Source organism: Streptococcus sp. ACS2 (assembly GCF_000525585.1).
Classification (GTDB): domain Bacteria; phylum Bacillota; class Bacilli; order Lactobacillales; family Streptococcaceae; genus Streptococcus.
In genome coordinates this window covers 1-19,609 of sequence record NZ_JALT01000026.1, presented here as the reverse complement: position 1 = coordinate 19,609, position 19,609 = coordinate 1, and the positions used below count along the sequence as shown (strand labels likewise).

At 40.1% G+C, this 19,609-nt stretch carries 15 protein-coding genes; 5 read left to right on the top strand and 10 right to left on the bottom strand.

The features are described from left to right. Nucleotides 1–13 precede the first annotated feature (13 nt). The 3 genes from glgP to HMPREF1517_RS05145 form a co-directional block, all read right to left on the bottom strand. Nucleotides 14–2,275 carry a glycogen/starch/alpha-glucan family phosphorylase gene (gene glgP, locus HMPREF1517_RS05155; RefSeq protein ID WP_037599817.1) on the bottom strand — a complete coding sequence of 754 codons (2,262 nt, stop codon included), beginning with the start codon at nt 2,273–2,275 and terminating at the stop codon, nt 14–16. Nucleotide 2,276: 1 nt separating this feature from the next. Beyond that, nucleotides 2,277–3,776, bottom strand: a complete 1,500-nt coding sequence (gene malQ, locus HMPREF1517_RS05150) for a 4-alpha-glucanotransferase (RefSeq protein ID WP_037599815.1) — start codon at nt 3,774–3,776, stop codon at nt 2,277–2,279. A gap of 260 nt (nt 3,777–4,036) precedes the next feature. Next, a complete protein-coding gene (locus HMPREF1517_RS05145) occupies nt 4,037–5,029 on the bottom strand; it encodes a LacI family DNA-binding transcriptional regulator (protein ID WP_037599813.1) in 993 nt (330 codons plus the stop codon). Nucleotides 5,030–5,211: 182 nt separating this feature from the next. On the opposite strand from HMPREF1517_RS05145, the gene HMPREF1517_RS05140 reads away from it, so the two are divergent. The 5 genes from HMPREF1517_RS05140 (at nt 5,212) to HMPREF1517_RS10260 (ending at nt 10,146) form a co-directional block, all read left to right on the top strand. After that, nucleotides 5,212–6,459, top strand: coding sequence for an extracellular solute-binding protein (locus HMPREF1517_RS05140; protein ID WP_002884898.1), 1,248 nt, complete (start codon nt 5,212–5,214; stop codon nt 6,457–6,459). An 89-nt stretch (nt 6,460–6,548) separates the two neighbouring features. After that, complete coding sequence (locus HMPREF1517_RS05135) at nt 6,549–7,907, top strand: carbohydrate ABC transporter permease (RefSeq protein WP_037599811.1); 1,359 nt, start codon at nt 6,549–6,551, stop codon at nt 7,905–7,907. After that, nucleotides 7,907–8,743: a sugar ABC transporter permease gene (locus HMPREF1517_RS05130; RefSeq protein WP_004182537.1), complete on the top strand. Its 837-nt coding sequence runs from the start codon at nt 7,907–7,909 to the stop codon at nt 8,741–8,743. The genes HMPREF1517_RS05135 and HMPREF1517_RS05130 overlap by 1 nt, the downstream gene beginning before the upstream one ends. 15 nt (nt 8,744–8,758) lie before the next feature. After that, the gene (locus HMPREF1517_RS05125) at nt 8,759–9,895 is read left to right on the top strand and encodes an ABC transporter ATP-binding protein (protein ID WP_037599808.1); all 1,137 of its coding nucleotides are present in this window, start codon (nt 8,759–8,761) and stop codon (nt 9,893–9,895) included. A gap of 158 nt (nt 9,896–10,053) precedes the next feature. Then, entirely contained in the window at nt 10,054–10,146 is a 93-nt protein-coding gene (locus tag HMPREF1517_RS10260) for a type I toxin-antitoxin system Fst family toxin (RefSeq protein ID WP_004182539.1), read from the top strand. A 135-nt stretch (nt 10,147–10,281) separates the two neighbouring features. On the opposite strand, the gene HMPREF1517_RS05120 is transcribed toward HMPREF1517_RS10260, so the two are convergent. The 7 genes from HMPREF1517_RS05120 to HMPREF1517_RS05090 form a co-directional block, all read right to left on the bottom strand. Beyond that, nucleotides 10,282–10,470, bottom strand: a complete 189-nt coding sequence (locus HMPREF1517_RS05120; protein WP_037599806.1) for a twin-arginine translocase TatA/TatE family subunit — start codon at nt 10,468–10,470, stop codon at nt 10,282–10,284. Nucleotides 10,471–10,482: 12 nt separating this feature from the next. Then, entirely contained in the window at nt 10,483–11,211 is a 729-nt protein-coding gene (gene tatC, locus HMPREF1517_RS05115) for a twin-arginine translocase subunit TatC (RefSeq protein WP_037599804.1), read from the bottom strand. After that, nucleotides 11,198–12,883 (bottom strand): FTR1 family iron permease, encoded by a 1,686-nt coding sequence (locus HMPREF1517_RS05110; RefSeq protein WP_037599802.1) that lies wholly within the window; start codon nt 12,881–12,883, stop codon nt 11,198–11,200. Before HMPREF1517_RS05110 ends, tatC begins: the two co-directional genes overlap by 14 nt. Further along, nucleotides 12,861–14,066, bottom strand: coding sequence for an iron uptake transporter deferrochelatase/peroxidase subunit (gene efeB / locus HMPREF1517_RS05105; RefSeq protein WP_037599800.1), 1,206 nt, complete (start codon nt 14,064–14,066; stop codon nt 12,861–12,863). Before efeB ends, HMPREF1517_RS05110 begins: the two co-directional genes overlap by 23 nt. Before the next feature lie 5 nt (nt 14,067–14,071). Further along, the gene (gene efeO, locus HMPREF1517_RS05100; RefSeq protein WP_037599798.1) at nt 14,072–14,944 is read right to left on the bottom strand and encodes an iron uptake system protein EfeO; all 873 of its coding nucleotides are present in this window, start codon (nt 14,942–14,944) and stop codon (nt 14,072–14,074) included. A 250-nt stretch (nt 14,945–15,194) separates the two neighbouring features. Beyond that, nucleotides 15,195–18,908: a pullulanase gene (locus HMPREF1517_RS05095; RefSeq protein WP_037599795.1), complete on the bottom strand. Its 3,714-nt coding sequence runs from the start codon at nt 18,906–18,908 to the stop codon at nt 15,195–15,197. A gap of 116 nt (nt 18,909–19,024) precedes the next feature. Beyond that, the coding region (locus HMPREF1517_RS05090) for an N-acetylmuramoyl-L-alanine amidase family protein (protein ID WP_037599793.1) at nt 19,025–19,609 on the bottom strand (585 nt) is incomplete at its 5' end.

Below are 19,609 nucleotides of genomic sequence, written 5' to 3'. Positions count from 1 at the left end.
TGCAACTAGATTTTTATTTTGTGTGCCAGATGTCTTTGTCATACTGTTCGATTGTACGGTCAGATGAGAAGAACCCTGCTTCAGCGATGTTGTAAACAACTTTTTTGTTCCATGCATCTTGATCTTCGTAAGCTGCGTATACTTCTTCTTTCTTGTCGATGTATTCAGCCAAGTCAATCAATGTCATGAACCAGTCTTTAGAGATAAGTTCTTTTTGGAGACGTTCCAAGCGTTCTTTATCTCCAACTTTAACGAGGTCTTCACTTACGATAAAGTCAACAGCTGCTTTGATATTAGCATCTTTTTTGTAGTAATCACGTGATACATAACTTTCTTTTTCGTAAAGGTCGATGATTGTATCAGAGTCTTTACCGAACGTGAAGATGTTTTCTGGTCCTACCAATTCAGCAATCTCAACGTTGGCACCGTCCATTGTACCAAGAGTGAGGGCACCGTTAAGCATGAATTTCATGTTACCTGTACCTGAAGCTTCTTTAGAAGCCAATGAGATTTGCTCTGAGATATCAGTTGCTGGGATAAGGTGTTCAGCAACTGTTACGTTGTAGTTTTCAACCAAGTGAACGTTGAGGTATTTGCTTACTTCTGGATCATTGTTGATGAGTTCAGAAAGTGACAAGATCAAGTGGATGATGTCTTGCGCAATAACGTAAGCAGGAGCTGCTTTACCACCAAAGATGATAGTAATTTTACGTTTTGGAAGGTTTCCTTTTTTGATTTCCAAGTATTTGTGGATGACATACAAAGCGTTCATTTGTTGACGTTTGTATTCGTGGAAACGTTTGATTTGAGTATCAATAATTGAGTTTTCATCAAGATCGATACCTTTGTTAGCTTTAAGATAACGTTTAAGAGACAATTTGTTATCATATTTGATTTCAGCCAAACGTTTGTGAACTGCTGGATCATCTGCAAAGGCAGCCAATTTTTCCAATTGAGTTGCGTCAGTAAGGTAACCATCGCCAATCAATTCTTTGATGTAATCAGCAAGTTCTTGGTTTGAGAATTCCAACCAACGACGGAATGTAATACCGTTTGTTTTGTTGTTGAAGCGTTCTGGGTAAAGGTCGTAGAATGGTTTCAACTCAGAAGATTTAAGGATTTCTGTGTGAAGTGCTGCTACACCGTTAACGCTTGTAGAGAAGTGGATATCCATGTGTGCCATGTGAACACGTTTGTCTTTGTCAATGATTTGAACACGTGGATCTTCGAATTTTTCACGAATGATAGCATCCAATTTCTTGATGATAACAACAAGGTGTGGAACAACTTCTTCAAGGTAGTCAAGAGGCCATTTTTCAAGGGCTTCAGCCAAGATAGTGTGGTTTGTGTAACCAACCATTTTGCTTACGATTGCTACTGCTTCATCAAATTCAAATCCATGTTTTTCTGTCAAAAGACGGATCAATTCTGGAATTACCATTGATGGGTGAGTATCATTGATTTGTACGTAAGCGTAATCTGGAAGATCATGAAGGTTAGATCCACGTTCGATAGCTTCGTCAATCAAAAGTTGAGCAGCATTTGATACCATGAAGTATTGTTGGTAGATACGCAAGAGCTCACCTTTACGAGTTGAGTCATCTGGGTAAAGGAAAAGTGTCAAGTTCTTTTGGATTTCGTCTTGATCAAAAGTGATTCCTTTATCAATCAAACCGTAGTCCACACCATTGATATCAAAGAGGTTAAGGTAGTTCTTAGTTTCTTTCTTATAACCCAAGATATCCAAACGGTCCAAACGAGATTTCAAAGTAAAGTTTTTGAATGGAACATCGTAAGAGATATCAGTTGGTACCAACCATGATTGATCTTCAATCCAGTAGTTTGGTTCTGCATCTTGTTTGTTATCTTTGAAGACTTGTTTGAAGAGACCACAGTGGTAGTTAAGACCAACACCTTCACCGTTGATGCCAAGTGTTGACATAGAATCGATGAAACATGAAGCCAAACGTCCCAAACCACCGTTACCAAGAGATGGTTCTGGTTCAACGTCTTCAATTTCGCTGATTGATTTACCAGCAGCATCCAATTCAGCCTTAACATCTTTGTAGATACCCAAGTTGATCAAGTTGTTAGACAAAAGTTTACCGATCAAGAATTCAGCTGAGATATAGTAAACTTTACGTTTGCTATCGTTTTTAGGTTTTGGAGCAGCTGCTTCTTTTACGAATTCCAACAAAAGATAGTAGATTCCTTCGTTTGAAAGGTCCTTAAGATTTTTGTTTTTTGCTTCAACATATTGTGTAAATGTAGCCATTTTAGTTATTACCTCGATTATATCTTTCTGTAATGTCTGTCAAAAATTCTTTCTTGTCGACAGTAATTTCACCTGGAAGCATACGCCATTTCCAGTTTTGACCAACTGTGTTAGGGAAGTTTGTACGGCTATTTTCAGGTTTATCAAGGATATCCTGCATAGTCGCAATAGCTGTGTTGCTTACAGTAGCAAAGAGGGTGCGAAGAAGAGCACGTGTGATTGGTTCACCTTGACGACGGTTGATGTATGCATCAGTATAATCACGTTGCTCTTGCGTCAAGTTGTCGTACCAACCGTTGATTACTTCGTTATCATGTGTACCTGTGTAGGCAACTGAATGTTGTGTGTATACGTGTGGAATGTCAATGCTATTTCCAGTAGTATCGTAGAATCCAAATTGAACAATCTTCATTCCAGGGTAACCACAGTCTGCAAGAAGTTTACGTGTCTTATCATCAATGTTACCAAGGTCTTCGGCAATGATTTTAAGATCACCCAATTCTTCTTTAACCACTTTGAAAAGGTCATAACCAGGTCCAGGAACCCATTCACCATTTTCAGCAGTTTCATCTCCTCCAGGAATTTCCCAGAAGTCAGAGAACCCTTTGAAGTGGTCAATACGCAAGTAATCATAAAGTTTAAATGATTCTTGAATACGGAATACCCACCAAGCATAATTTTCTGCTTTGTGTTTATCCCAAGCATAGATTGGGTTACCCCAAAGTTGACCAGTTGCTGAGAAGTTATCAGGTGGAACTCCTGCAATGTAACGCGGTTTACATTCAGCGTCTAGTTTGAAGAGATGTGGTTGAGTCCAAACTTCAACACTATCAGCTGAAATGTAGATTGGCATGTCACCGATGATTTGAATACCATTTTTGTTAGCATAAGCTTTTAGTTCTGCCCATTGGCTAAAGAAGAGGTATTGTACTACTTGGTGATATGTGATAACATCAGCAAGTTCTTTGCGAAGTTTCTCAAGAGTTGCTTCATCGCGTTTAACTGCTTTTTTATCATCCCAATCTTGAAGTGCTTTGTTATCGAAGTGTTCTTTGATAGCCATGAAATCAGCATAATCAGCTAACCAGTTAGCATTTTTAGTTTTAAAAGATTCGAATCTTTTAGTTTCTTTCTTATCTGCTAAAATTGCTTTAACTGCTTTTTCAAGAATTGGACGACGTGCTTCGTAAACTTTAGCATAGTCAATAAACTCAGGATCTGACCCAAAGTCAGCGTTTTTAACATCAGCTTTAGTTAAAAATTTGTCACGAATAAGGAAATCCAAATCGATAAAGTGTGTATTTCCTGCTACCGCTGAGAATGATTGGTAAGGTGAATCCCCATAACTTGTTGTAGTAAGTGGCAAAATCTGCCAGTAAGTTTGTTTTGTTTCTTTTAAGAAATCAACAAAGTCATAGGCTGCTTGACCGAAAGATCCGATCCCGTAGTCACCTGGAAGTGATGTGATGTGCATCAAAACACCGCTTGCTCGTTTGTTCATAACGTTTACCTCAAATTATTTTTTACACTTATTATTATAATGCAAACGTTTGCATTAGTCAAGAATTTTTAACAAAAAAATAAAAAATTTATAGCTCTTTAAAATAAAGTTCGTAAAACAAGCGCTTACATTACGGGAGTATTTTCTTAAATCTTTATTTCTATTGAATTCGAAAAATAGGTTTCTTTTTAAACGAAAAAAGTAGCCGGCTGTTTTTCTAACCAACTACTTGGATGCTCCTTAACCTATTAGGGATAAGTTCAGACGCTTTCTCTTTCTATAAGTTTAAATGGAATAATGACTTTTTGCGACTTAATCTTAGTCGCTTTAAGAATCCCAAGAAGGTTTTGAACACTTTCTTTAGCTAGTGCCTGAATATTAATGTCAAATGTGGTCAAGAAAGGATGCATGATTTCAGCAAAAGTCGAATTATTGAAAGAAATAATGGCATAATCTTCAGGAACTCTAAATCCTTGGTTGTTTAACCATTGAATGAGACGAAGGGCAATAAGGTCATCCTTAACAATCAAAGCTGTCGGAGAAAATCTTTCCAATTCCTTTTTAAAAGTCTCGATTGTTCGAGCTGAAAATACAAGTTCAGGTAAGACATCCAAATTTAGATTGTCTGCCACTTCCTGATACCCTTGATAACGTTCCTGTCCTACTTGCCCAAATAAATCGTCTGTGACAAAACCAATCTTTCGGTGACCTTTTGCCTGTAAGTAGTTCACAGCTTCATGACCTAATTCCTTATTATCATTATCAATATAGGTTACTTTATTTTCATTATCCACTGCTGCTCCAACCACTACAAAAGGTACTTTTTGTTTTAATAAGTAATCTTTAACCGGATCTTTCTTTTCTGAATAGAGAATTATAAAGCCATCTGCCCGTTTTTGGCGATGCATGAGCTCAACTTGCTTGACTAATTCCTCTAGAGTAGCACCCGTAGCAATACTAACGACCTGAGAATGACAACTAGCCTCTTCATTGATTGCTGTTAAAATCTCCATATAGAAGGGCTGGCTGATATTTTCACGGTCTGTTAAGGGAGGAAGAACAACACCTAAACTATGAGTTAAGCCTGTTGCCAACATTTGTGCTGCTGAGTTTGGTACATAACCTAATTCTTCCATAGCTGCTCTTACTTTAATTTTTGTTTCTTCTGATATAGCCGAGTTATCTTTTAATGTCCTACTTACCGTTGATGGGCTGACTCCAGCCTTCTTAGCAACATCTTTAATTGTAGCCATTATGTCCCTCTCATTCTCATAAAATTTTCTATATAGTCGTAAAATATAAGAACAATTATAAACTAGATAGGTGTTTTATGCAATCGTTTGCAAAAAAAATAATTTTTTTATAAAATACTTGACAAACGATGAAAGCGATTGCATAATGGTTATCGTAAACTAAATTTCTGGAGGAAATAGAAATGAAAAAATGGCAAAAGGTATTACTTGGTAGTGCTGGACTTCTCGTGGCTGGGTCGCTCTTGGTGGCTTGTGGGTCAAACTCAAGCAAGAGCTCAAGCTCAGATAGCAAGACTTTGAAACTTTGGGTACCAACTGGTGCTAAGAAATCTTACTCAGATACAGTAGCACAGTTTGAAAAGAAATCTGGTTACAAAGTTGATATGGTTGAAATGGAAGATCCAAATGCTCAAGAAAACTTGACTAAGGATGCTTCTACTGCTGCAGATGTCTTCTCACTTCCACATGACCAACTCGGTAAATTGGTAGACGCTGGAGCTATCCAAGAAATCCCAGAGCAATACTCAAAAGAAATTGCTGAGCAAGATACTGAACAAGCTGCTGTAGGTGCTCAATACAAAGGTAAAACTTACGCCTTCCCATACGGTATCGAAACTCAAGTTACATACTACAACAAATCTAAACTTAATGAAGAAGATGTGAAATCATATGAAACAATCACTTCTAAAGCTAAATTTGGTAGCAACTTGAAAGAAGTTAATGCTTATGTAACTGCTCCTCTCTTCCTTTCAGTTGGTGACACACTCTTTGGTCCTAACGGTGAAGATGTGAAAGGTACTAACTGGGGTAACGAGGCTGGTGTGAATGTTCTTAAATTCATCGCAGCTCAAAAAGACAATAAAGGATTTGTCAATGTCGATTCAGCTAACATGATGGCTAAATTCGAAGATGGTTCTGTTGATGCTTTCCAATCAGGACCATGGGACTACGCTGCAGCTGCTAAAGCTGTTGGTAAAGACAATCTTGGTGTTGCTGTTTACCCAACAGTTAATATCGGTGGTCAAGACGTTCAACAAAAAGCCTTCATGGGTGTTAAACTTTACGCAGTTAACCAAACACCATCTAAAGGTAACGCAGAACGTATCGCTGCTTCTTACCAATTGGCACAAGCTTTGACAAGCAAAGACAGTCAAAATAACCAATTCACTAATGAAGACCGTCACATCATCCCAGCTAACAAAGAAGTTCAAGCTTCTGAAGCTGTTCAAAAGGATGCTCTTGCACAAGCTGTAATCACTATGGGTTCATCTGATCAGTACACAACTGTTATGCCTAAACTTAGTCAAATGTCAGTCTTCTGGACTGAAAGTGCTGCTCTTATGAGTGATGCATATAACGGTAAAATCAAGGAAGACCAATTCCTTACTAAATTACAACAATTTGATAAAGATTTGGCAGCAGCTAAATAAGAATCCTAACTATGAGAAGGTAAAGAGGCAGGTCAGGTTCCTAGCCTCTTTATCTATCACTAATTAATCATTTATCTGAGGAGATATCTATGTCACAAACAATCTACGACACAACTCCTATGCGCCAGGTCTTCAAAGAAGGTACATGGGATGTCAAATTGTCCTTTCTGGTAATGGGATTGGCAAACTTGGTCAACAAACAGTTCACCAAGGGCTTGCTCTTCCTCCTTTCTGAGATTGCCTTCTTAGTAGCCTTCGTTATCCAAATCATCCCTGCACTTAAAGGTATGATTACCTTAGGGACTCAAGAACAAGGTGAGGCCGTTAAAGAAGTTAATGGGGTTAAGCTTACTGTTCAGGTCGCTGGAGATAACTCTATGCTCTTGTTGATTTTTGGACTTGCTTCACTGATCTTCTGTGCAGTCTTCGCTTATATTTACTGGTGTAACCTTAAGAGTGCTCGTCATCTCATGGCTCTCAAACAGTCTGGACGTAAAGTTCCTAACTTTGTCGAAGACTTCAAGACCTTGGCCGATGGTCGTTTCCACATGGGACTTATGACTATACCATTGATTGGAGTTTTGCTCTTCACAATCTTGCCTTTGATCTACATGATCTGTTTGGCCTTTACTAACTTTGACCACAATCACCCAGCACCTAAATCACTCTTTGACTGGGTTGGTTTCTCAAGTTTTGGTGAAGTTTTGCAAGGTCGTATGGCTGGTACTTTCTTCCCACTTTTGACATGGACCTTGATTTGGGCAGTTGCTGCAACAGCAACAACTTTCTTCTTCGGTATTGTCCTTGCTCTCTTGCTCAACACTAAGGGGCTTAAATTCAAGAAAGTATGGCGTACACTCTTTGTTATCACTATCGCCGTTCCTCAGTTCGTATCCCTTCTTTTGATGCGTAACTTCCTTAATGACCATGGTCCTTTAAATGGTTTGCTTCAAACCTTGCATCTCACTAATGGGCCTATTCCATTCTTGACTGATCCTCTCTGGGCTAAGTTCTCTATTATCTTTGTTAATATGTGGATTGGTATTCCGTTCACAATGTTGGTCGCAACTGGTATCATCATGAACTTGCCAACTGAGCAGATTGAAGCTGCTGAAATTGATGGAGCAAGCAAATTCCAAATCTTCAAGAGCATCACTTTCCCACAAATTCTCTTGATCATGGCACCATCATTGATTCAACAATTCATCGGTAATATCAATAACTTCAACGTTATCTACTTCCTTACTGGTGGTGGACCTACTAACTCTGAATACTATCAAGCGGGTTCAACTGACCTCTTGGTAACTTGGCTCTACAAACTGACTGTTAGCGCTAAAGACTACAACTTGGCATCTGTTATCGGTATCTTGATTTTCGCCATCTCTGCAACATTCAGTCTCTTGGCCTACACAAGATCATCTTCATTCAAGGAAGGGGCTGCTAAATAATGAAACGTAAGAAAAATCTTTACCTAACTGGTACTTATATTCTATTGACAGTTCTAGCTGTTATCTGGTTGATTCCTATTATTTGGATCTTCCTTACAAGTTTCCGTGGTGAAGGAGCTAATGCGGTTCCTTACTTCTTCCCTAAGACTTACACTTTTAATAACTACATTAAACTGTTTACCAGCGATGCTTATCCATTTGGAAAATGGTTCATCAATACCTTCATCGTTGCCACATGTACATGTATCCTCTCAACTTTGATTACCGTTGGGATGGCCTACTCACTTAGTCGTATTAAATTCAAACACAGAAATGGCTTCTTGAAATTGGCACTTGTACTTAACATGTTCCCTGGTTTCATGTCTATGATTGCGGTCTACTATATTTTGAAGGCCCTTAATTTGACACAAACCTTGACATCTTTGGTTTTGGTTTATTCTGCTGGGGCAGCACTTGGTTTCTACATTGCGAAAGGCTTCTTTGATACCATTCCTTACTCATTGGATGAATCAGCAATGATTGATGGGGCAACTCGTCTTCAAATCTTTACCAAAATTACCTTGCCACTTTCTAAACCAATCATCGTCTACACTGCCCTCATGGCCTTCATGGGACCTTGGGTAGACTTCATCTTTGCATCTGTTATCCTCGGTGACGTTAAAGATAAATATACCGTTGCCCTTGGACTCTACCAAATGCTTAACCAAGACGCTATCAATGAATGGTTCCTTCCATTTACCGCAGGTGCTATTATCATCGCCATCCCAATCACTCTTCTCTTTATCTTCATGCAGAAATACTATGTTGAAGGTGTAACCGGCGGATCAGTTAAATAATAAAGGATAAATGATATGACAACTCTTAAACTGGATAAAATTTACAAAAAATACCCAAATGCAACTCACTACTCTGTTGAAGATTTCAGTATCGACATCAAAGACAAGGAATTCATCGTTTTCGTAGGTCCTTCAGGATGTGGTAAATCAACAACTCTCCGTATGGTTGCTGGACTTGAAGAAATCACTGAAGGTAAACTCTATATTGATGGTGAAGTAGTTAATGACAAATCACCAAAAGACCGTGACATTGCCATGGTATTCCAAAACTACGCACTTTACCCACACATGACTGTTTATGAAAATATGGCCTTTGGTCTTAAACTTCGTAAATATAAAAAAGACGATATTGACAAACGTGTGCGTGAAGCTGCTGCTAGCCTTGGGTTGACTGAGTTCTTAGATCGTAAGCCGGCAGACCTTTCTGGTGGTCAACGTCAGCGTGTAGCTATGGGACGTGCCATCGTTCGTGATGCTAAAGTCTTCCTCATGGATGAACCTCTCTCAAACTTGGATGCTAAACTTCGTGTCACTATGCGTGCTGAAATTGCTAAAATTACTCGTAATATTGGCGCAACAACCATCTATGTTACTCACGACCAAACAGAAGCCATGACTCTTGCTGACCGTATCGTTATCATGAGTTCTACTAAAAATCCTGATGGTTCTGGTACTATCGGTCGTATCGAACAAATTGGTACACCTCAGGAACTTTACAATGAACCAGCCAACAAATTTGTTGCTGGATTTATCGGAAGTCCTGCTATGAACTTCTTCAATGTTAAGGTTGACGGCAATCGTATCACTAACTCTGAAGGCTTGGATATTGCAATTTCTGAAGGTCAAGCTAAAATCTTGAAAGAAACAGGTTATCAAGGCAAAGAAGTTATCTTTGGTATCCGTCCTGAAGATGTTTCAAGCAGTCCAATCGTTCAAGAAGTATATCCAGATGCCAATGTAGATGCTGAAGTCGTCGTTTCAGAGCTTCTTGGTGCAGAAACAATGCTTTACCTAAAACTTGGAGAAACTGAATTTGCTGCCCGTGTTGATGCGCGTGACTTCCACAATCCAGGTGAAAAAGTAAACCTTACTTTCAGCGTTGCAAAAGGTCATTTCTTCGACGCTGAGACAGAAAAACGTATCAGTTTGTAAAATAAAAAAATCAGCCTTCTTGAGCTGATTTTTTGTATGGCATGATTAAACTACCTTCTAACTTTTGCTTCCTGACACTCACTAAACAACTCTCTCAATCTATGATATAATATCCCTTGGCACCTCGACACCGCCTACGAAGGGAGGTGAGTTTGCCTATGATGGATTTACTATTCAAAACTATCATCGGACCTATTGTGGTCGGTGTTATCCTTCGTCTGATCGACAAGTGGTTAAACAAGGATAGATAGTGCTAAAAAAGACCCCGAGCTTATGTGGAAGTTAGCTTGGGGTCTTTTCTTGCCTATGATATAGACTTACTATTCAATACAAGTGTATTATGTCATAAAAGCTTAGAATTGTCAAGAAACTAGAGTATCTAGGAACTAGTCTTTCTTCTCAGTCTCATGATCCTTTTTATCTTCATCAGTCTTACTTACAGCTGCTTTAAATTCGGCTAGCATTTTACCGATGGATTGGCCGAGTTCTGGCAAGCGTTTAGGACCAAAGATGAGGAGGGCTCCTAGGACAATAATGATAAGTCCTGGGGCTCCGATATCACGTAGAATTCCCATGAGATTTCCTTTCTATTTATCTTTATATTTTCTTTGTTTACGTTTATAAATGAACTTACTTAGAGTTACGCTAACTTCATAAAGCAAGATTAAGGGTGCCGTCATGGCCAGGTCGCTGATAAAGTCAGCTGGTGTTAGAATGACCGCCAAAACCAAGAGAATAAAGTAAGCATAGCGTCTATAATGTGTCAGAAAAACTGGTGTTATTATGCCGATAGATGTCAAAAAACTCACAACTACGGGGAGTTCAAAGAGAACGGCCAAAGGCACTGTCGTATGCAGTAAGAAACTAAGGTAGTTCTGTGCTGTAATTTGTGTATTAAAGAGCCCTTCGCCTAGTTTTAAAAGCACCTCTAAGATAGCTGGACTAACAAAATAATAACCAAAAGCCAAACCCAATACAAAACAGACAAAAGTTGCTGGGATATAAGCAAAGATAGCACGCGCTTCATTGTCCCTCAAACCTGGTTTCACAAACTTCCAAATCTGGTAGGTGGTGAAAGGCAAAGTAACCGTAAAAGCCATGAGACTAGCCAAGTTAATGTAAATCCAAAGAATATCGTTAGGCCCTAGAACTAATAAAGGCTTGTCAAATCCTCTGGTTAGATAAGCATAGAGTTGCCTAGCAAACAACAGAGTAATACAAAAAACTAGGAAAAAGCATAACACTACTGCAATGAAACGTCTCCGAAATTCCACCAGATGCTCAACAATAGTCATCTCATCTTCATTTCTTGCCATGCTGTTTCACCGTCACAAAGGCAATAATAGCAATAAAGATAAGTTGTGGAATCAAGACTTCCCAGCTTGGATAGATACCAGCCCAATCAATGGTTGGGAAACCACTAATCAAATGATTAGACATCATATTAGTCAACTGAAGGGCATGAATGCTGACACCGAGCATCTTGAAGGCCAAGGCATAAATCAACCAAGTCAAAATAAAGAAAATGCGGTGCGGTTTAATATAGTGACTCGCTTTAGTCATAGCCACAGCAATGATAACAAGAACTGCAATGGCTGAAGCAATACCAATCAAGAAATTAGCTGTCGTGATACGTGGGACAATACCGACATAGAAAAGAATAGTCTCGGCACCTTCACGGAAGACAGCCAAGAAACTGAGGGCAAACATGGACACAAAGCTTCCAGTAGCCGTCACCATCTTCATCTGGCGGTCCATAAAGTCATTCCACTGTTTGACTGAAGACTTACTATGGAGCCAAATTCCAATCAGAATCATCATCGCAACTGCAAAGATACCAACGCCACCTTCAATAATTTCACGGTTGGCCCCCGAGGTCACAGCTGGAAAAACAACTTGTAAGATAACAGCTATAACTGCGCTGGCAAGAACACCAGCAATGGCTCCGCCATAAACCCATTTGAGTCCCTTACGCATCTTAGCTGCCTTAAGAGTTGTCACAAGAGCCATGACGATGAGGAGGGCTTCAACCCCTTCACGCAAGAGAATCAACATGGCATCAAATGCATTATAAGAAGCACTTGTATCGATAGCTGATAGGTCTGTAATTAAGGCTTGCAGTTTGTCCTGATAAGCTTTTTCTTTCCCCTTAACCATGATAACCGGTGTTTCACTCTCCACGCGCGTATAGAGGCTTGGGTTAGTCGTGCTCACGTCACCTTCAATGGTTGGCCAGATAGTGATGAACTTCTTCATAGTTGCCGCAGCCGTTTTTTCATCACCTGATTGGAATTGACCGAGAGCTTTTTCCAAGAGCTTAATACCATCTTTTAGGGTTAAACTTGAGCTTGTGCTATCAAGAGGGACGCCCTTGATAAAGTCATCAATCCCACCCTTGAGATCATCATAGGATGACTGGATGCTGGTGAAATCAGTAGGCTCCGTCTCAATACTGCTTCGCAAAAGTGAAATAGCCGTCTCAATCTTGCCGTAGTAGGCAGTACTGTGGTCACGGACAACAGCTTCATTTCGCGTCCAAGCATTATTCAATTCGCCATAAGTTTTGCGGGTCTCAGCTAGGTCTTTAGCCGTAATGGCATCCTGTAAGTTTTTGAAATAAGGCTCTAGGCGTGTTTCAAGTTTTTCCTTTTCGGCATCTAAATCAACAGGATTTTGCTCTTTCTCAAATTTAAGAAGGGCTGACGAAATGGAGGTTAGGTCCTCTTCTGTCACGTCACCCTTAATATCAAGAGCCTTGCTAACTTTTTTACCTGCCTTGGAATCGTGATTTTCTTTAGTTTCGAAATCAGTCTTAATCTCAGCAACCAATTCCTTAGCTTTAGCTTGATCTTTATTTTGAACAGCTGTTGTCGCATCTGTAATTTTGATATAGAGGTCACTGTATGATTCAGCAGCTACTGGATAGGTCCAGAATAAGGCTAAAAGCCCAAGCAAAACGAGGAGTTTATTCAAAGAGTGCTTGACCAAGGTAGCCTCCTTTCTCCACGCCAGCAAAGCAAGCAAAGAGCCCACTTCCGATATGGGTGATGTACTCGTTCATCTTGTCTACAGCACCAAGATTGGTCTGAATTTTAACAAAACGGTCTGGATCCTTCTGGTAGGCAATGAAAATCAAACCTGAATCAAACTGGCCAGTTCTCTCATCAATGCCATCTGAATAAGAATATGAACGACGTAAGATAGGAAGGTCTACTTCTTTAGCCAAACGGACATGCGAATCTACAGGAAGTTTAGATAAATCTACTTCATCAAACTCATCTTTCTTTCCAAAAGGTGCGCCTGATTCCTTGTAACGACCAAAGGTGTTTTCCTGCTCTTGCAAATTAGTACGATCCCAAGTTTCAAGGTGCATCTGTACCAGACGAAGAGCCATATAAGAACCACCCTTCATCCAATCTTGACTATCAGTCCAGACAACCTTGTCGAATTCCTTTTCTGTCGTAACATTGGCAGTACCGTCCTTGAAACCAAAAAGATTTCGAGGCGTTTCCTTGCGGTCTCCAATTGCAGCAAAACCTGATTTGCTCCACTTCATGGTAATTTTATTACGACCTTTACGAATCAGATTGCGGACAGCGTGGAAAGCTACTTGTTCATCGTCCGCACAGGCTTGAATCACGATATCACCACCCGTATACTTGTCCTGCAACTGCTCCTTAGGAAATGGAGGCAAATCACGGAAGAGCTTAGGACGTTTGGATTCTAAACCAAGTTTTTTAAGAAAATCAGCCGAAACTCCAAAAGTCAGACTCAGGCGATAGGGATTGAGTCCTACCGTTTCGCCTGTATCCGTAGGAGGCAAGAGGGCATTAGAACCATCTTTTTTGACTAACTCTCCTTCGACCAATTTACTACTATAATCGGTCCAGTCTTTAAAAAGCTGGATGACATCTTTTTTATCGGTTGTATGAAGATCTAGCACCACCAAGTAGCAAGCCTTCTGCATAGGAGTCGTAATCCCAGCCTGGTGCTTGCCAAAGAAGCTAATATCTTCATCACCATCATAAGCCTTTTTACTTGAACTATCCTGATTAGCGAAAAAAGCAGATGCACCAGAAAGACCAAGCGCAAGCCCAGCCCCTCCAATACCTGCTTTTTTAAGAAATTCACGACGGTCCATTTTTTGATCTAAAAATTTTTCGTCAGTCATTTTTCTTATTTCCCATCTAGGATAACACCCATTTGTGATAATGGTTCACCAAGTTTAGTTACAGCTTCGGCCAATTCCTTAGTATCTGCCTCACTCAAATCTGTATAAGACTTATAGTTTTTCTCATCAGTCATGTGTTTGTCCAAAAGACCATTCACATTCTTGAATTCAGTTTCCAGAGTCTTAACAAGTTTAGCATCTTTCTTTTGGATCAACGGCTTGAAAAGTTCAAAGATTTTTTCTGCCCCTTCAATATTGGCACGGAAGTCGTAAAGATCCGTGTGTGAGAAGACCTCTTCTTCACCTGTAATCTTTTGAGTGGCAACTTCATTAAGAAGGTCAACAGCACCTGTCAACATGATATCTGGAGTAACTTTAACAGTTGCAATTTTAGCTTTGAGTTCCTTAATATCGTTAACCAATTGATCTACATAGGCAGCTGTACCCTCTGTCGTGTTGTCTTGCCACATGATACGTTCGATACGGTGGAACCCTGACCAACCGTCTTCTGATTTATTTTCGTCCATGTAATCAACCAAACGGTAGTCGATTTTCACGTCAGACTCACCAAAGCTTTCTGCAATCGGTTCTGAACGCTCGTAAGCCATACGAATCAATGGGTATTGTTTCTTAGCTTCTTCAAGATTTCCTGACTTGAGGGTTTCACTGAATCCTTCAGTATCTTTCAAAAGCTGATCAATTTCGCCTTCTACGAAAGTCTTATAATCACTTGTGGCCTGCTTCAATTGCTTTTGCTCACTGGCTGTGAGTTTTGAGGTAGTTGAGCTTGAATTACTTGAATTACCAGATTTGGCACAAGCCGTCAATAAAAGTCCTGATGCCAAAAGAACAACACCAAGTTTGCTAAGTTTTTTCATGAATGTCTCCTATTTTCAAGATAGTGTTCGACATTTGTCGTTATATATGTGAATCGTCGTTTTAACATTAATAAAGAACGAACGATGATAAGTCAATAATGATCTCTCGTATGTAAGAGAACAATATCTAAACTAACAGAAGAAACCAGCACTGTCAACGGTTTTAGGCTATTTAAGAACTATTCTAAAGAGCAGATAAGAATGATTCTAAATAAAAGAAAAACAACAGGAAATAACCTGTTGCTACTTATTATTTTGTACGACGTTTTCGAAGGAATCCTAGGCTAAGAATGCTTAGAAGACCTGCTAAAAAGAGTCCACGATTTGTCTTTTCACCAGTGGATGGCAGTTGTTTATCAGTCTGACGACTAGCTTCAGTCTTAGCCTGACCATTGTCACGATTAACAAGTTCAGCATCTCCAACAAGGTCCTCTTTACCTGAAGCCTTGACATTTGCTTTAGTTGCCTCAGTATCTTTACCACCAAATGACCCGGTCTTTTCAGAAGGCTGATCTACTGCCTCAGTTGGCGTCTGAGCATTAGTCAAACGAATAATAGTCGCTGTTAGTGGATCCAAGGTCAAGATGTGATTGTTGATTGTCACACCTGATAACTCACTAATTCCGGATAAATTGACTTGACTGCCATCTGCCAAAACCAGATAGGATAGGCCATTTGTAATCTTACTCAAATCAAACTGACGAGCCTTGCTATCGGCATTGACATAGACAAGGTAACGGTCTCCATTCGAAGCAACAGTTTGGTATCCCAATACCAAATCTTCTTGAGCGACATTGTCCTGACCAGGAACTGTCAATAGCGTTAGACGTGCATCTACATCTGCTTTTGATTTGAAATTGAAGGCATCTGTCGACTTACGTAAGGCGATCAAACCTTTGGTAAAGGCGCGAGTTTTCGTATTTTCTGGGAAGGCCTGGCTATCAGTCGCCTTAGTCCAGTCAAAATGGTTAACCGCGTCACTAGAATCATAAGAATCATGGATAAAGTAAGGATAGTCAAATGGATTGCCCTTTTCATCCACTAAGAGATGTGACTTATTTGGCACCTTGTCCTCAGACACAGGATAACGGTAGGCAGGATCACGGAACTGTTTGGTGCGGCCGTATTCCTGACCAGAGTGAATAAATGGTGTTCCCTGAGCAGTCAATACCATGAGGTTTCCTAGACGCAAACGACGATGAATTTCAGCATTATTCTCAGGCTTGCTTGGATCCTTCTTGATTGATTGGGCGATGATATCAAAAAGGGTCAAATTATCGTGAGCAGCAATATATTGAATCACATCACCTGGAGAATCAGCCTCGAAGTTAGTTGGTTGTGCCTTGATATTGTCAAAGACCTTATTAATATCACGTTTGCCACCTGTGATAAAGGCAGGTGTCCCCTCGTTTGGATAACCTGATTTGAGGGTGTTTCGAATATCGTCTGAAAATACAGCTACGGTATCTGTGTCTTTCATCCAAGACTGATCGGCAGGCTGAACAGGGCTATTTTCATCGCCAGTATAAGTCACCCAGCCCTCACCAAGCATAATAAGGTTTGGATTAAGGGCACGTGCAGCATGGTAAGCTTGCTCGATACTTTCAGCATCATGGTCACCCATCATATCAAAACGGAAACCATCCACCTTGTACTCCTTAGTAAGATAAGCAATCGAATCAACCAAGACACGACGACTCATATAGTGAGTCGTGCCTAGACGACCCCCTCCAAAACTCGAACGAGGAGTACCATCAGCATCCATAAAGTGATAATAATTTGGCTCAAGGTCTTCAAAAATAGCTGTCTTGGCTGTATGATTATAGACTACATCCAAGATAACGCCCATACCGTGGGCATGAATAGCAGCAACTAAATTCTTGAATTCTTCGATACGTTTAGCTGGTTCACTTGGGTTTTCAGAATACATACCTGTCAAAGAGAAATAGTTTTGTGGATCATAGCCCCAGTTGTAGTTACTATCACTTGATGCATAGGCATCCAAACGCTTCCCATTTTGCATTTCATTGACAAAATAGTAGCTTAATACTGGTAAAAGCTGAATATGGGTAACACCGAGATCTTTAAGATAATCCAAACGCTCTGCAAAGGCTGCAAAAGTCCCAAACTGGTGTTTCAATTCAGCTGAGATAGCCTTATCAGAGGTGAAATCTCGGACATGAGCCTCATAAATGATGGCATCTTCTCGAGATTTAAAGTTTGGAATCTTAGCGTAGTCAAGATCTTTTGGTCCATAATTAGCAGGATCTACAAAGGCAGCCTTGGCAATCTTGTGTTCAGGTCCCTTGCTGGCATTGTCACTATTCCAAGCAGCCAAAGACTTAGCATAAGGATCCAAAACGATTACAGACTGATCACCACGTTTAATGCGATATTGATAGAAATAACCTGTTAAGTTTTCCAAACCAAGATCAGTCGCAAGCAAGTCAGCTTGCCAAGTACCTCGAGGTCCTTTGCTTAGGGCATGTTCAGCAAGAACCATGTCTTGATTATTCTTATCATAGACAATGATATCTACTTGATCTGCACTTGGTGACCAAAGTGTCACATGTGCCTTAGTACCATTCTCTTGAAGACGAGCACCCAATTCACCATCGTAACTGTAGAGCACATCCTTCAATTGCCAACTCTCAGACGTTTTAAAACTATCATTGCCCAAAGTGACCTTGTAAGGCAGATTTTCCGCAGCAAAATCACCTGTTAATGTAGCTTTTTTGAGTTTAGCATCCAACTCAAGCTGTTTAAGAGTTGCACTGTTTCCATCCTTGTCTGTCACCTTTAGGTCTTTGAGAATGTCTTCAGATGAGACCTCGTCTAAGTTGGTGAAGCTGAGTTCAATTTTGCTTGGACTAAGTTGCTGAGCCCCAGTCAAACGCACATCCTTAACAAAATAAGGGTTGGTGTAGACTGTCGTATCAGTATCTCGTACGAAAAGCTGACGAGTTTTTTTCAAGTCACTAAATTTATAATCATTTGGTTGAATTTTCACATCATCTCCTATTTTGCTCTCATCTAAGAGTAAAAATCCAATAGATTTAGCAGCCTCGGTTAGCGGAATGTCTAAATAGGCACCATACTTACCATTTGGTTGAAAATTAACACCATCAGGCCAATTACTTGGGGCATCCTTTACATCTCCCCAATACCATACAGACTTATTACTATAGTCGCCATCCGTACGGAAATAATTGATACGAACGTGATCTTGAGGGATAGGTTGATAACTGTAAACTTGAAAATCCTTGTCAATCCAAGCCTCATTCATTTGAGGACTAAGAATTTCTACTGCTTTATCCCCTGAAAGGTTCGTTCCAGCAGCATTATTAATCAAGAAACTAAGCTTTTTAGGTGTTGAAGACAGCTTCACATCCAAGTAAACACCATAATTATCCTGTTTGGCTTCTGCAAATGAGGTTGCTCCTGTTGGCCAAGCACCTTTCTGAGATGATGGCGTCTCCACATCATCCCAAGTCCAAAGCCCAAGTGATGCCTTATCCTGACTTGGCAACTCTTGGAAATGCAAGCGAATAGTCCCCTCAGCAATAGGTTCCTCAGATGCATTAGTGAGAGCTTGACTATTATTAGTACTTACTGTTTTTGGCGTGTTTTCGCTAGTTTCAGTTAGCTTGGTAGGCTCAGTACGGCTAGTATTTTCTGCTGGAAGAGAAACTGGCTCATTTTCCTTGGACACTGTGGCATTCTCAGCTGTTAGAGGAGCTGTTGGCGTTTCAGTTACTAGACCACTGGTGGTAAGACTAGAATCAGCTGATTCTACCTGTGTACTTGAGGCAGGTGTTGACACTACTTCTTCTGCCTTGACTCCATGAGTAGCAGCAAAGCTCAAAAAAACAGCTCCAATGGTTACAGAAGCCAACCCTAACTTGTACTTGCGAAGACTATAACGAAGGACTTTTTCGTCATTAGTTTGAGTATTCCTTTTCATACTAACTCCTTTTGGTTAACATTTTCATATTTTTTAATATACCATTTAGATTAGATTTATGCAAGCGTTTTCGCTCTTTGAAAATAAAAAGAGAACCATTAGATTCTCTCAATTTCTTAATTATAAACAGAATAATAACGCTTAATTCCTGCTACAATCGCATTGGCCAAAGTTTCTTGGTAAGCAGAAGTCGTTAAGCGAGCTGCTTCTTGAGGATTTGACAAGAAACCTAGTTCTAGAAGGACTGCCGGCGCTGTTGTTTCTCGCAAGACCGCAAAGGTGCGACGCTTAACGCCCTGATTCTGAGCTCCAGTTGCGTTAATAAGGCTAGACTGAATAGCATTTGCCAGGGTATCGCTCATACTCAAACGAGTCGGATTGGCATGGTAAGCTGCATTAATACGTGATGGGTATTCTGCAAAAGGTTGGTAATAATAAGTCTCGATACCTTGCACATCAGAGCTTCCTGAAGCATTGATATGGATACTTACGAAGATATCTGATTCAGAGGCATTAGCTGCACGAGAGCGGTCCGTCAAATCAACATAGGTATCGCTGGTACGTGTGGTCACAACTTGATAACCTTCTGATTCTAGTTTAGCTTTCACACGGCTTTGGATGGCCAAAGTCAAGCTCTTTTCAGAAATACCAAAGTACGAAGCTCCTGGATCATAGCCACCATGGCCAGCATCGAGATAGAC